Source organism: Paenisporosarcina sp. P4_E4_2 (genome assembly GCF_056401595.1).
In genome coordinates, this window is the sequence record NZ_JBFUJC010000047.1 from 1 (window position 1) to 13,720 (window position 13,720).

The 13,720-nt window shown below is 38.6% G+C and carries 13 protein-coding genes, 1 pseudogene and 1 other annotated feature; all 14 genes and pseudogenes read right to left on the minus strand.

The window, feature by feature from the left end; translation table 11 throughout:
- A pseudogene (locus tag AC1DSB_RS05840) lies at window positions 1-363 on the minus strand (site-specific integrase); the annotation flags it as partial.
- A 2-nt stretch (window positions 364-365) separates the two neighbouring features.
- The gene (locus AC1DSB_RS05845; RefSeq protein ID WP_477532462.1) at window positions 366-1,706 is read right to left on the minus strand and encodes a tyrosine-type recombinase/integrase; all 1,341 of its coding nucleotides are present in this window, start codon (window positions 1,704-1,706) and stop codon (window positions 366-368) included.
- 388 nt (window positions 1,707-2,094) lie between these two features.
- On the minus strand, window positions 2,095-2,376 hold the full coding sequence (locus AC1DSB_RS05850; protein WP_477532461.1) for a DUF1294 domain-containing protein: 282 nt from the start codon (window positions 2,374-2,376) through the stop codon (window positions 2,095-2,097).
- A gap of 247 nt (window positions 2,377-2,623) precedes the next feature.
- Window positions 2,624-2,983 carry a 50S ribosomal protein L20 gene (gene rplT / locus AC1DSB_RS05855; RefSeq protein ID WP_016426710.1) on the minus strand — a complete coding sequence of 120 codons (360 nt, stop codon included), beginning with the start codon at window positions 2,981-2,983 and terminating at the stop codon, window positions 2,624-2,626.
- Window positions 2,984-3,034: 51 nt separating this feature from the next.
- On the minus strand, window positions 3,035-3,235 hold the full coding sequence (gene rpmI / locus AC1DSB_RS05860; protein WP_016426709.1) for a 50S ribosomal protein L35: 201 nt from the start codon (window positions 3,233-3,235) through the stop codon (window positions 3,035-3,037).
- A 30-nt stretch (window positions 3,236-3,265) separates the two neighbouring features.
- Window positions 3,266-3,772 (minus strand): translation initiation factor IF-3, encoded by a 507-nt coding sequence (gene infC / locus AC1DSB_RS05865; protein WP_016426708.1) that lies wholly within the window; start codon window positions 3,770-3,772, stop codon window positions 3,266-3,268.
- A 315-nt stretch (window positions 3,773-4,087) separates the two neighbouring features.
- Window positions 4,088-6,010, minus strand: a complete 1,923-nt coding sequence (gene thrS / locus AC1DSB_RS05870; protein ID WP_477532460.1) for a threonine--tRNA ligase — start codon at window positions 6,008-6,010, stop codon at window positions 4,088-4,090.
- A 57-nt stretch (window positions 6,011-6,067) separates the two neighbouring features.
- Window positions 6,068-6,301, minus strand: a binding site (T-box leader).
- A 59-nt stretch (window positions 6,302-6,360) separates the two neighbouring features.
- Window positions 6,361-7,104: an ABC transporter ATP-binding protein gene (locus tag AC1DSB_RS05875; RefSeq protein WP_477532459.1), complete on the minus strand. Its 744-nt coding sequence runs from the start codon at window positions 7,102-7,104 to the stop codon at window positions 6,361-6,363.
- Window position 7,105: 1 nt separating this feature from the next.
- A complete protein-coding gene (locus AC1DSB_RS05880) occupies window positions 7,106-8,737 on the minus strand; it encodes an ABC transporter permease (protein ID WP_477532458.1) in 1,632 nt (543 codons plus the stop codon).
- Between the two features lie 73 nt (window positions 8,738-8,810).
- A complete protein-coding gene (locus AC1DSB_RS05885) occupies window positions 8,811-9,887 on the minus strand; it encodes a Fe(3+) ABC transporter substrate-binding protein (RefSeq protein WP_477586081.1) in 1,077 nt (358 codons plus the stop codon).
- Between the two features lie 372 nt (window positions 9,888-10,259).
- Window positions 10,260-11,201, minus strand: coding sequence for a primosomal protein DnaI (gene dnaI / locus AC1DSB_RS05890; RefSeq protein WP_477586083.1), 942 nt, complete (start codon window positions 11,199-11,201; stop codon window positions 10,260-10,262).
- Window positions 11,188-12,582, minus strand: a complete 1,395-nt coding sequence (locus AC1DSB_RS05895) for a replication initiation and membrane attachment family protein (protein WP_477531960.1) — start codon at window positions 12,580-12,582, stop codon at window positions 11,188-11,190. Before AC1DSB_RS05895 ends, dnaI begins: the two co-directional genes overlap by 14 nt.
- A 21-nt stretch (window positions 12,583-12,603) precedes the next feature.
- The gene (gene nrdR / locus AC1DSB_RS05900; protein ID WP_016426701.1) at window positions 12,604-13,074 is read right to left on the minus strand and encodes a transcriptional regulator NrdR; all 471 of its coding nucleotides are present in this window, start codon (window positions 13,072-13,074) and stop codon (window positions 12,604-12,606) included.
- Window positions 13,075-13,186: 112 nt separating this feature from the next.
- Window positions 13,187-13,570 (minus strand): adenosylmethionine decarboxylase, encoded by a 384-nt coding sequence (speD, locus tag AC1DSB_RS05905; RefSeq protein WP_016426700.1) that lies wholly within the window; start codon window positions 13,568-13,570, stop codon window positions 13,187-13,189.
- Window positions 13,571-13,720: the final 150 nt, after the last annotated feature.

A 13,720-nucleotide genomic window follows, 5' to 3' on the forward strand; every position in this document is an offset into this window, starting at 1 on the left:
ATCCGACAGAACATCTCCTTTTAAATATCTATATAAATGAATATTTACGTCAAAATCTGACATCATGGCAAGAGAAAAGACCTTAAAAATATCTTTCAATCGTGCATGTAAAGAATTAATTCTGTTATATATAGTATATGCATCTAAATTTCTATCCGCTTCAATAAGTACGGTTAATAATAAATGATTTCTCCAATCATACTCTAAGCAATTATTATGAAGATATTTCATAATACGTTCGTCAATTTTGTTGATTAGAATTTCACCTCTACTGTTTTGTAGACACATCAGCTTGGTGTCCATTTTACCAACCCATTTTTGATACCATTCTGTTGTCGGTATCTGCTGCGTAGTTACAATCACATTTATTCCAACCCTTCTAACAACTCTTGTAAATCTGCATCTAATATTTCAGTATTTGTCGTTTGAATAACTTGTAGTCTTGGTTTCAACTTTATCGAAGATTTAGATTGCTTATTGTAATCTTTCTCTCTATGTTCCATTTGTTTTAACATTTGGTCATGTGCCTCACGATGCTTTTCTTCATCAAAATAGTGTTCATATACATTCATCGTATCGGGGTTTTTCCATTTCATATATTTAATCAGTTCATTTTTTCGTCGCTGTATTTCAGCATCATTTGTTGAAATGTTATAAATTTCTCGTAGTCTGGATGTAACGAACCAATGCCTTGCTTTATGTGGATTTAAACTTAGTTCATTTGCTTTCATTGCTTTATTCCAATGGTAGTACCAAGCATGATAAGTTAAGGGCGTACCATTTAATGATAAAAATAGACAAGCATCGTCGGGTAATTCATGAAAACACAAATGGTCTTTATCAACGGATTTTCGTTCCGTTTCGATATAGTGAAACATTCGTTTAACGGTATCTTTACTGAATCGTAGAAACTTTACTTTCTTTCCATGACTTCCTTTATTAAACGTGATAACCTCTTGATGACTTTTACGATTTCTATAATCCCCAACAGTTAATTCAATAATTTCAGATGCTCTTGCGCCTGTTTCAAATAACATACGAGTAATAATCATTTCTCGTTGCGACCAATTTACTTTCTTTCCTGCCTGATAGATTTGGTATGGTAAATCCATATCATCAATAATTTGTGGTTGCCATTCTTCGTTAATGATTTTAAAATATGAGTCTGTTAATCTCCGATGTATTACAGGTCCTTCTGTTCCAGCAACAGAAGGCATTCTTGGTTTATCTACTCGAACACCATTTAAATCTTCTGTATACTGATGTAATAGGACTTGACCATCAATTAATGGATTACTATATACGTAGTGATTTAAACGTATCATCGCTTTGTAAAACGATTTTAACGCTGATAAAAACCGACCAATTGCATTCGGACTTTTACTTGTTAAATTCACAAATCGAAATGAATCGTTATCTCTAATTTTACATTTCATTTCGTGCATTAAATAATCTTCAACTGCTACTCGAATCTTTTCTTCATTCTCATTCCATTGCACACGTTCACCTTGATAATTACTGTGTTCATCTAACCACTTTAAAAAAGGAAGTAAGCAGTTTAAATAAGATGTTGCAGAGCTTTTGTCTATCCGACCTAAACAATCATGGAAATAATCCGTTAAAGGTAAAAATGGTTGATTCTCTTTAAATACTAATAGTTGGTATTTACTTTCTATATGTTTTGGACAATATTCATACCAATACAAAAGGTATCACCTCCATGGAGAATGTTTGTTCTACTGTATCTTTTATATCCATAATTGTAAAATGGTACACACTTTAATAATATGCTCTAAATTTTTTGTCAAAATAAAAAATGTACACTACTTAAATTCAATTTTAGTAGTGTACATCTTTTATGTGCAACATTATAAACAAGTGATGATAAAATCAACCATCATGTACAATTACTTGTCTTTAATGTTACAGAGTAAGTGTCGGGTTTTTGATTTAGTTATTGGATTATGAGATTTTTGAAGGTATTCGCGTAATTTGAAGTCCTATTCTCGCTTGTAAAGGTCCTATTCGCGTTCACAACGAATCTATGCGTGGACTGAGGACTCTATTTGCGAATCATCCAATAACTGCTTTTTTTCATGACCACTCTTTCAACAATGGAGCAGCCCAGATGATTAAAGCTACCTGTAGAATCGCCAGTAATGTAAAACCGATTCGGAAAGACATATGCTTTGTCTTATGGCGATAGAGAATCATTCCTAGGTACGCTCCCACTCCACCGCCAAGTATCGCAAGGTTCCATAGAGTGCGTTCTGGCACTCTACGTTTATGTGCTTTTGCTGCTGCTTTATCATGAACCATCGTAAAAAACGAAACGATGGACATGACAATGAAAAACCCGATAAGTATGAGATGCATACTAAAATTCCCCCTAATAGATTGACGTGATTAGTCTCAACTAGTTTATTTGCCTCTGAGACGACTATGAACGATAAACTCTTCAGTTTGAGCGATAAATTCAAGTTTAGATCGAAAAATACCTTAGTATGAACGATAAATTTTTCACAATCTATCCCCATTATCTTCAGAACCTCAAAAATACTATGTATGAATTAGTATAAAAAAAGACTGATGGAAAATCCATCAGCCTTTTGAATAAGTAAAATTACTTGTTCATTGATTTTTTAGCAGCTTCTGCTAATTGTGTGAATGCTGCTGCGTCTGTAACAGCTAGGTCAGCTAACATTTTACGGTTAACTTCAATACCAGCTAATTTCAAACCGTGCATTAAACGGCTGTAAGAAAGACCATTCATGCGAGCTGCTGCATTGATACGTGTGATCCATAATTTACGGAAGTCACGTTTTTTGTTACGACGGTCACGGTAAGCATAGTTACCTGATTTCATAACTGCTTGGTTTGCTACTTTATATAGTAATTTTTTAGCACCATAATAACCTTTTGCTAATTTTATAACTTTTTTACGACGCTGGCGCGTCACTGTTCCGCCTTTTACGCGTGGCATAATACATTACCTCCTGCTTTTATTTCGAATGTTTAAGTTTCGAGTCTTAACTTACTTCATGTAAGCGATTAGTGATTTGATGCGTTTGTAGTCACCAGAAGAAACTAGTCCACCTTTACGTAACTTACGTTTAGCTTTAGTAGACTTATTTGCGAATAAGTGACTGCGGTATGCAGATGCACGTCTTATTTTTCCAGAACCAGTCTTTTTAAAACGCTTAGCCGCGCCGCGGTGAGTTTTCATTTTTGGCATGTCGAATTCCTCCTAAACTGTTCGTCAATCTTACTTTTTCTCGTTCTTCGGTTGAAGAACCAAGAACATGCTACGGCCTTCCATCTTCGGTTTTTGTTCAACCGTCGATACTTCAGCACAAGCTTCTGCAAAACGATCTAACACGCGTTGGCCAATTTCTTTGTGCGTAATTGCACGGCCTTTAAAACGGATAGAAGCTTTGACTTTGTCTCCTTTTTCAAGGAACTTGATTGCATTTCGTAATTTCGTTTGGAAATCATGTTCATCGATTGTCGGGCTCAAACGAACCTCTTTCAATACGATAATCTTTTGATTTTTACGAGTTTCACGATCTTTCTTTTGCTGCTCAAATTTGAATTTACCATAGTCCATGATACGAGCGACTGGTGGCTTGGCTTGAGGGGCCACAAGGACAAGATCCAAATTAACACGAGCGGCAATTTCTAACGCTTCAAAACGCGTTTTAACTCCTAATTGATCACCATTTTGATCGATAATACGAAGTTCACGAGCGCGAATGCCATCGTTTACATACATGTCTTTGCTAATAGTAATCCACCTCCAGGTAGTGTCGCGAATACATGGTTTGGGCATATCGTTTATCGAACTGCTCAATAAATCGGTTACGCCGTTCCGGACCAATAAAAAAACGAGCGGACATTTACATAAGTAGATGTCCGCCCGCCGATATATGCAAGTACAATGCTGTACGTTACGTTCAATCGTGTGCCGACCTGTCAACTACATCTAGTGTCAATCAGGTGAGAAGCGGGCAGCCTCTTCTTATACCACAAACTTTGTATTCATTAACCTTAATAATAATACCATAGACAAAATTCGCTGTCAACAGCTTTAGTTAATTTCTTGTTGAATGCGTGAAAGGAACTCGTCAAATGGAATGCTTTCTGAATTCTGCTCACCGTACTTGCGTACATTCACGAAGCCGCTTTCCAGCTCCTTGTCACCTAGGACTAGCATGTATGGAATCTTCTGCATCTGTGCTTCACGAATCTTGTAGCCAAGTTTTTCATCGCGTTCGTCCATCTCAACACGCAAGCCTGCTGCCTGAAGTTTTTCGATAACGTCTTTTGCATAATCGAAGTGGACCTCGTTAGAAACCGGGATGACTTGAACTTGAACCGGTGCCAGCCAAGTCGGGAATGCACCTTTATACTCCTCGATTAGGAAAGCAACGAAACGTTCCATAGTTGATACTACTCCACGGTGGATGACAACTGGGCGATGTTGTTTGCCGTCTTCACCGATGTAGGATAGATCAAATTTCTCTGGCAATAAGAAGTCAAGTTGAACAGTGGATAACGTTTCTTCTTTACCTATTGCAGTTTTGACCATTACATCCAATTTAGGGCCATAGAACGCCGCTTCGCCATCAGCTTCGTAGTAGTCCAAGTTTAGCTCATCCATTGCTTCTTTCAGCATGCTTTGTGCTTTGTTCCACATATCGTCGTCATCATAGTACTTTTCTTTATCTTCTGGATCACGGTAAGACAAACGGTATGAGTAATCATTAATATCAAAATCTTTGTAAACACCAATAATCAATTGAACGACACGCTTGAACTCATCTTTGATTTGATCTGGGCGGACGAAGATATGCGCATCATTCAATGTCATTCCCCGTACACGCTGAAGACCACTCAAAGCACCTGACATTTCATAACGATGCATTGTACCAAGCTCAGCAATGCGCATAGGCAGGTTACGGTATGAATGAATGCCATTTTTGAAAATCATCATATGATGAGGGCAGTTCATCGGACGCAATACTAGATCTTCATTGTCCATACTCATTACCGGGAACATATCATCTTGATAATGATCCCAATGGCCGCTTGTTTTGTACAGTTCCACACTGCCCATTACTGGCGTGTATACATGATCGTAACCCAGCTTCACTTCTTTATCGACAATATAGCGTTCGATGATGCGGCGGATTGTTGCACCTTTAGGTAACCACATCGGCAGGCCTTGGCCTACTTTTTGTGAGTTCATGAATAAATTAAGTTCTTTCCCGATTTTACGGTGGTCACGCTCTCTCGCTTCTTCAAGCATTTTCAGATGTGCAGCCAATTCTTCTTTTGTGAAGAAAGCTGTTCCGTAGATGCGTTGCAACATTTTATTGTCGCTGTTACCTCTCCAATATGCACCGGCAATACTTAGTAATTTAAATTCTTTTAACTTACCAGTAGACGGAACGTGCACCCCACGGCATAAGTCGAAAAATTCACCTTGTTCGTAAATGGATACTTGATCATCTTCAGCAATTGCTTCCAACAACTCAATTTTATATTCATCCTCTTTAAACTTGTCAAATGCTTCTGCACGAGACACGTTGTGACGTACAATTTCAAGATTTTCATTGATGATTTTCTTCATTTCTTTTTCAATAGCCGTCAAATCTTCTGCAGTAATCGGTTGTGGTGAATCGATATCGTAATAGAATCCATTTTCAATTACTGGACCTACGCCTAATTTCACATCTTTGAAAAGACGCTTTACTGCTTGTGCCAATAAGTGAGCTGTACTATGACGCAACACTTCCAGCGCTTCATCTGAGCCTGGAGTAACAATGGCAATTGCACCATCTTGCTCAAGTGGTGCTTTCAAGTCTACAAGTTGGTTATCCAGTTGACCAGCCAACGCTTTTTTACGAAGGCCGGGACTGATTGATGCTGCAACATCTTCGGTTGTCGTACCTTTTGGGAACTCCTTTATCGCGCCGTCTGGAAATTTCAGTTGAATTGTTTCTGACATTTACCCCACTCCTTCGTTTTTATTATTAAAATTGAATACAAAAAAACCCCGTCCTATGAAAGGGACGAGGTTTGAGTTCGTGGTTCCACCCTTCTTCCTTCTCTTCAGTCCAGGACTAAAAAGATGAAGCTTTGAGCCGGCTAACGGGCCGTTACCGTCAACAGTTACTAACGATTTCACTGTTGCTGCTCCGAGGTGGTAAATTGAGTGTCGTACTTAAGAAGCTTTCAGCCAGGGCTTCTCTCTCTAAAAAGTCGTACAGACAAGTATTGTCCTCTTCTTGGCATTTCTTTATTCGTATGTTGACATTTTACTCTTGCATGAAATCAAATGCAACTGAAAATTTAAAATTATACACTCATTAATTCTCGGGCTTCTTGTTCCGGTACGAATTGTGGTGTTGGATTGGGATGAATCCCGAGCAAATCACAAGGACGACCGATTAAATCAATGCAACCATCTTTCAACTTAACGATGCGATCCGCTAATGCATGGGCATCATTTTCGTCATGTGTGACGAAGATGGACGTAATATTTGCTTTTTTAATAATTTCACGTAAGTCTTTACGAATTTTCACTTGCAGTTCTGCGTCTAAATTACTGAAAGGCTCATCCAATAAAATTAAGTGTGGGTTTGGCGCAATAGCTCTTGCAATTGCCACACGTTGTTGTTGACCCCCACTAAGTTGATGCGGATAACGTTTCTCATAATCTTGAAGTTCAACTAATTCAAGAACTTCTGCGAGGCGTTTTTTCTTTTCTGCTTTTTTCATTTTAAATAAACCGAATATGATATTCTCTCCAACCGTCATATGTGGAAACAGCGCATAATCCTGAAACACCATTCCTATGCCTCGCTTCTCAGGTTGCAGGAATGTTTTGTTATCAAAGATCACTTCATCCTGAATCGTCAATGTACCTTGAGTTGGCTTTTCAAGTCCAGCTAGGAGACGCAGTATCGTGCTTTTTCCACTGCCGCTTCGACCTAATATTGAGATGACTTCCCCTTTTTCAATATTCATTGAAAACTGGTCTAGTGCAGAGCGATTTATATTTGGATATTTGAAACAAACATTTTGAATGGAAATAAACATGTCAATCCGGCTCCTTTTCGAGAAACTTATAGAAAATAACAATGGCAAGGGCACTAATACCGACAATTAATAACGAAGCTTGTGAAGCTTCCATAATTTTTTCATCACTTGCATATTGGAATGCTTTTGTTGAAAGCGTATCAAAATTGAATGGACGTAATATTAACGTTAAAGGTATTTCTTTTAATATATCAATGAAAACTAAAATATATCCGCTGATAATTGCGCCTTTCAGCATCGGTACATCTACTTTGAAAAACGTTTTTGTCAGCCCGACACCTAGAAGTCTTGAAGCGTCCCTAAAGTCTGTTCCAATTTTATCGTATCCAGATTCAATGGAATTATAACCAATTGCAAAGAATCGGATGATATAGGCGGAAATCAACATCGTTAAACTTACACTTAGAACAAGTGTTGTCCCAACACCGAGCATTTGATACAAAGGTGCAAGAAAACGATCGAGTGCAATAAATGCAGTAACAACTGCTACGGAAATCACCGCTCCTGGTATAGAGTAACCAAGAATTGTTAACTTAGGTAACAGTTTCGCTACTTTGCTATGAACCAAACGACTGAAGTTTCCGACAATCAAAGCGAAAACAATTATCACAAATGCACTGATGCCAGCTACTGTTACTGAGTTCTTAACGTAAGTCAGAAATTCATCCATCGGGATTGTCCCAAATGTCAGGAGCATCCAATCAATCAGCTGGGCTATTGGAATGAAGAATCCTAGACTTAATATCAACAACCCGTAACCAGTTGCAAGAAACGCTTTCATGCCTCTCAACTGAATAAGCGGCAATGGCCGTACTTTGGTGGTGGAATAACTGTATTGCCTTCTTCCACGCAATAATTTTTCAATCAATAGAATCAAGATTACAAACCCCATAAGGGATGCGGCAAGTTTAATTGATGATTCAATATCACCTAAACCAAACCAAGTTTGAAATATTGCCGTCGTAAATGTCTGGATGCCAAAGTATTTCACCACACCATAATCATTTAACACTTCCAGCACAACTAAACTTGCTCCACCAATAATGGAAACCCTTGAAATCGGTATGACGACTTGGAAAAACGTGCGCCAAGGACCTTTTCCGAGCACTCTTGCACTTTCAATCAATGAAGCGGATTGCTGGGATAAGAATATTCGGGTAATTGTATAAACATAAGGATATAAAAAAATCGTATAAATAAAAATTGCGCCGGGCAGATTCATGATGTCAAAAAATGAAGGATCCAGCTCCATATCGAATCGATTTCTAAGAGTCTTTTGTATTACTCCTGTGTAATTGACAATCCCGTGGTATGTATATGCACCAATAAAAGGTGGGATGGATAGAGGCAAAATAAGAGCCCATTTTAGAAATTTTCTCAAAGGGAATTGATATTGCGCAATCAACCATGCCAGACTCAACCCTATAAATATCGTTAGTAGAGCGGTAGTGCTAACTAAAATCAGTGAGGTTTTAATGAAAGAGCCTAGAACAAATTCTTTCATATGTTCCCAGTTTTCATTGGCTGGCGAAAAAACGCCCGTTACAATCGTTAAATTCGGTAAAAACAGGAGAATCATAATGATTGCCGCCGCTACCGTCCACATATTCACACTAGCCAATCTTCTTTGCACGTCACCAACACCTCTTATCCAATCGCAAGAAATCCCTTGTTACGTTTGAACGTAACAAGGGCATTTGATTTGTTTATTTCCAACCAACTTCGTTGAAGATTAAAATTGATTTTGCATTGTTGTCACCAAGAACTGATAATGGAATATCTTGTTCTTTGAATTCGCCCCATGATTTAWGTAATTCAGTCGGTTCAACTGATTCATTTACTGGGTATTCATAATTTGCTTCGGCAAATGTCCCTTGAGATTCAGGAGATGATAGGAACTCAAGTAATTTAATCGCATTGTCTTTGTTCTTCGCATTTTTTACAACTCCGGCACCACTTACGTTAACATGAGTACCTGTCGTTTCTTGGTTAGGGAAGAACAAGCCTAAGCCTTCTGCAACTTTAACTTCTTCTGGATCTTCAGAGTTTAGCATTTGACCATAGTAGTAAGTGTTCATGATTGCTACATCGCCAACACCTGCAGCAATTGCTTTCGCTTGATCACGGTCTCCACCTTCAGGATCACGTGCAAAGTTCGATACTAATCCAGCAGCCCACTCTTTTGCTTTCTCTTCACCATTGATTTCAATGAAAGAAGCTAACAAAGATTGATTATACACATTTTCAGAGCCACGAATCAAGACGCGACCTTTCCATTGGTCTTCAGTCAACGCTTCATATGTTGATAATTCTTCAGGTTTCACTGTTTCTTTGTTGTAGACAATGACACGAGCACGTTTCGTTAAACCGTACCACATTTGATCTTTATCTTGGAAGTTGGCTGGAACTTGTTCATCCAGAACATCACTTGAAACCGCTTGCAGTAACCCATCCTCTTTTGCACGGTGTAAACGTCCAGCGTCGGCAGTCAAGAATAAATCTGCCTCTGTTGCATCACCTTCGCGTTTAATACGCTCAAGTAATTCGTCAGCTTCACCTTTGATTACATTTACTTTGATGCCAGTTTCTTCTTCGAATTTTTTGTAGAGTTGGTCGTCTACATCATAGTGACGAGCTGTGTATAGGTTTACTTCTTTGCTTTCGTTTGTTTCGTTTGTTTCTTTTGTTGCTTTGTTCTTTGTATCCTTAGAAGTAGTATCGTTGCCACATGCAGATAATACGACTAGAGCAAAAGCTAAAACAAGAAATAATGCTTTTTTCACTGAATGTCTCTCCCTTTGTATATGTAGTGAACCATTGAAAACGATTCTCACTCTCAATTATAGGCATGTAATTGAGAATGTCAATCACCCTCTTCATAGCATTTAATATTTCTATTATTCTAAAAATAAGGGATTTATTAACTTTCAAGGTTAATTTTATAAAAAGGAATCTTTGCTCTTTCCGCGGACGAACCAGCAAGCGCAAATTTACGATAAACAACCACACCATTTAATAGAGCCAAAAATAAAAAAATATTATTTCTCATTTTCAGTTGGCTTTCATGTCTGGTTTAAAATGCACGTCTTCTGTCATTTACATTTCCCCATAAAAAAACTACCCGACTGAAACAGTCAAGGTAGTCACAATTTTCTTTATCCATCTCTTCTATTTTTTCCGCTCAGTCGCATAGGAATTGTTATTGAACGTATACGTTCCATGATTCGCGCTGCTTTCACTAGTTCCCGTTCGCCTTTTCCGGAGTACGCTAAATGCTCTTCGAGTCCGTCATAGTCAAAGTTCGATGTAATGAAAGTTGGTAAGTTCTCTGCCATACGATAATGCAACACAGTCCCAAGGATTTCGTCTCTCGTCCAGCTGGATAATGTTTCAGCTCCTAAATCGTCGAGCATAAGTACAGGTGCTTTCTTTACATAATCCACTTTTTCCTGAAGTGACTGATCCTGTATAGCGTGTTTCATTTCACGTAAAAATTCCGGCACGTAGACAAGAACTGTTTTTATTTTCTGTTCAGCCAGTTCATTTGCCAGTGCGCCTAATACATAGGATTTACCAACGCCAAATTCGCCAAAGATATAAAAGCCTTTTGAAGGTAAATTCCCTGTCGTTTTGACTTCTTCCATAAATGCATTTGCTGCCGTACCTAGATTCACACGGGTATTATGATCGTATGTAACGGTCGCARGTGTTGCCTGCAATACATCCTTTGGCATATGCATGCTCGATATCATTGCAGACACTTGACGACGTTCATCTTCAATCGTTTTTTGTCTGCATCTTGTGTAATCAAGGTCTATAGATCCGCGGACTATTGTCAATTTCGGCACGTAGCCTTTCATGACATTCTGGCAGCTGGCCACATTTTCACAGGTTTCACAGTCATGGTTTTGAGAAGTATATTCATATAATTTCCCGAGTCCACGATCTACCATATCTTTGTTGACAAGCTCTGCATTCTCCGATAAAAACGCTTGAACTCCTCGATCTTCAAGAATTTCATTTTTCATTTTTTCATAACGCTTCGAAAATTCAGGTGCATTCACGACGCGTTTTAACGTTTCACTAATTGGTTCCATTCGTTTTCGCCTGCCCCTCTGTTACACCGAGTTTATCAAGCAATTGCTGTTTTTTTGCTTCCCAATCTTCTGTCACTTCATTTTCAACCGTTTTTTTCGTTGAACGATTTTCTTTCGCTTTATAGAACCATTCCGGCACTTTTTCATCGCGCACATTTTTTCGCTTGTATGAAGTTGTCTTTGATGAATTTTGCCAATCCATATACTGGTCATGTTCTTTTCGAGAAATTTCAATTGCCTGTTCGCACGTCGAAATGTTTTCACGTTGCCAGTGCGCTGCAATTTTGTGCACATAATTTTTGTTCAGTTTCATTTTCGCCCGGATTAGAACGAATTGTAATAAGACATTGACGACTGCGGGTGGAAAACCATATTTAAATATAAGTTCATTGGCTAAATCAACTTCTACAGGCAAAGGCTCCTTACCGTTCGATAAATCTCTTAACACTTCCAGTGGTGGCGTTTCTTCGAGATATTTAATAAGTGATTGATCTTTGGAAAGTTTCACTTCCTTAGAAACCACTTCACGCTGCATACCAGCCTTAGGCATCAACCTTGGAGGTTTAGAAGAAATGGAGAGCTTGTAATAATCAGCTGCTGTTTTTTTCAAACGTTCTTCCGTAATGCGATTTTGATCATCAATAGCCATCATCAACACTTTTTGCATATCGATTGCATTTAACGAGTATAGAAAAGCTACTTTTGCAATCAATTCCTTTACAGATAAAGTTAATACACTGGAAGGAATCATGACTTCAGATAACCCTGATTTCAATAAATCAAAATCAAAATCCATCGAATAGAAAGGAATCTTCTTCGGCCGTTCGGAAGTTTGCTCAATTTGTCTTGGTTCAAATATATGCCCCAGTTTATTGTAATCATGGTTGCTTTTAAAAACGTCCTGCAGGTCACGCGATACATTCTCATACCCGTTTAAAATCGGTTGCTTTTTAACGAAGCGCTCTCTTATACGTATATACGCTTTTTCGTGTATGACGCTATATAAAGAAGTGGCCAAAATCGGTTCACTGAAGAACGAAGCTGCATCCAGGGGTGCTACTACCTCGTAGATGAACAAACGTTTATCGTCATCATCTTTTTTCCACGTTTTCATCAGTCCAATGGCTTCGAGTGACACACGGGCATCAAATATTTTCTTTAATGACATATTCAACACATCCATTAAATAATAGTGTGTCAATTGTTCAGTTGTTTCGCCCTCTGATTCGGCCCATAATGTACAATACAAACTCATCGCATCTGAACCAATGATAGGTTTATACAACATCGTCACAAGCTGGCGATCCTTGTCCGTCAGTATATTGGGCATTTGGATGATGAAGCTATCTACCGGCTGAAGTTCTTTAAATAATAGTTGCACGCAACATCGTCCTCCTGTCCCTTATTTTTTGTCTTCTGGACTTTTCTTCAACAAGTCTTTTAATTCATCTATAAACACATTAATGTCTTTAAATTGTCGATATACGGACGCAAAGCGCACGTATGCTACTTCATCGATGGTTGCCAGACGATCCATGACCATTTCGCCAACATCCTCTGACTTCACTTCGGAATTGCCGATTCGGCGTAAATCTTTCTCAATTGAGAATACGACATTTTCAAGAGATTCTAGCGTTACAGGGCGTTTTTCACATGCGCGAATCAGGCCTCTCAATACTTTTTCGTGGCTGAATTCTTCGCGTGACCCACCTTTTTTCACTACGATCAACGGCATTTCTTCTACTTTTTCGAAAGTAGTAAAACGAAAACCACAATCTTCACATTCTCTTCTTCTGCGGATCGCTTTATTATCGTCTACCGGTCGTGAATCCACGACCCGCGTTCCATTAAATTGGCAAGCTGGACATCTCATAGTTTTATCTCCTGAATTTCGTAATTCGTTTAGTGTTCCTATTATATCAAAAAAAGTCCATTAAAATCGAAAAAGCAGAGGAATTTCTCCCTCTGCCTACTCAGTTTAGTTGTTATGCATGTGCTGTTACGCGCGCTTTACCCGCAATAACAGGACCCATTCCACGTGGAATTTCTGTCATTTCACGAGTCTGAGATCCAAGTGCATCAGCAATATATTTAGCAGCAATTGTTGGATCTAAATCGCCGCATGTATATACATCAATACTTGCGTAACCGTGTTCTGGGAAGCTGTGGATAGTTAAGTGTGATTCAGAAATGATCACGACTCCACTTACACCTTGTGGTGCAAATTTGTGGAATGCTACTTCACGTACTTCTGCTCCTGATTTAAGTGCTGCCTCTACAAACGTACGCTCGATGTATGTTTCATCGTTCAATTTGTCAAATTCGCACTCCCATAGTTCTGCGATAACATGACGCCCCATTGTTTCCATGGTTCGTTTCCCCCTTTGATAAGTTTTTTATAGTTTGTTGAATCATCAAAGTCGACTACCACGGGGGAAAGTTAGTCCAGAGAGGTCCTAACCCTTTAAGCAGTCAGTTGGTACAATAAAAGTACACGATTCACATTATATGTTGTAATC

Coding starts and splice junctions, on each gene's coding strand:
- AC1DSB_RS05850 (WP_477532461.1), bottom strand. CDS start 2,376: ATGCATCTCATACTTATCGGGTTTTTCATTGTCATGTCCATCGTTTCG.
- rpmI (WP_016426709.1), bottom strand. CDS start 3,235: ATGCCAAAAATGAAAACTCACCGCGGCGCGGCTAAGCGTTTTAAAAAG.
- nrdR (WP_016426701.1), bottom strand. CDS start 13,074: ATGAGATGTCCAGCTTGCCAATTTAATGGAACGCGGGTCGTGGATTCA.
- speD (WP_016426700.1), bottom strand. CDS start 13,570: ATGGAAACAATGGGGCGTCATGTTATCGCAGAACTATGGGAGTGCGAA.
- infC (WP_016426708.1), bottom strand. CDS start 3,772: ATGTATGTAAACGATGGCATTCGCGCTCGTGAACTTCGTATTATCGAT.
- AC1DSB_RS05875 (WP_477532459.1), bottom strand. CDS start 7,104: ATGTTTATTTCCATTCAAAATGTTTGTTTCAAATATCCAAATATAAAT.
- rplT (WP_016426710.1), bottom strand. CDS start 2,983: ATGCCACGCGTAAAAGGCGGAACAGTGACGCGCCAGCGTCGTAAAAAA.
- thrS (WP_477532460.1), bottom strand. CDS start 6,010: ATGTCAGAAACAATTCAACTGAAATTTCCAGACGGCGCGATAAAGGAG.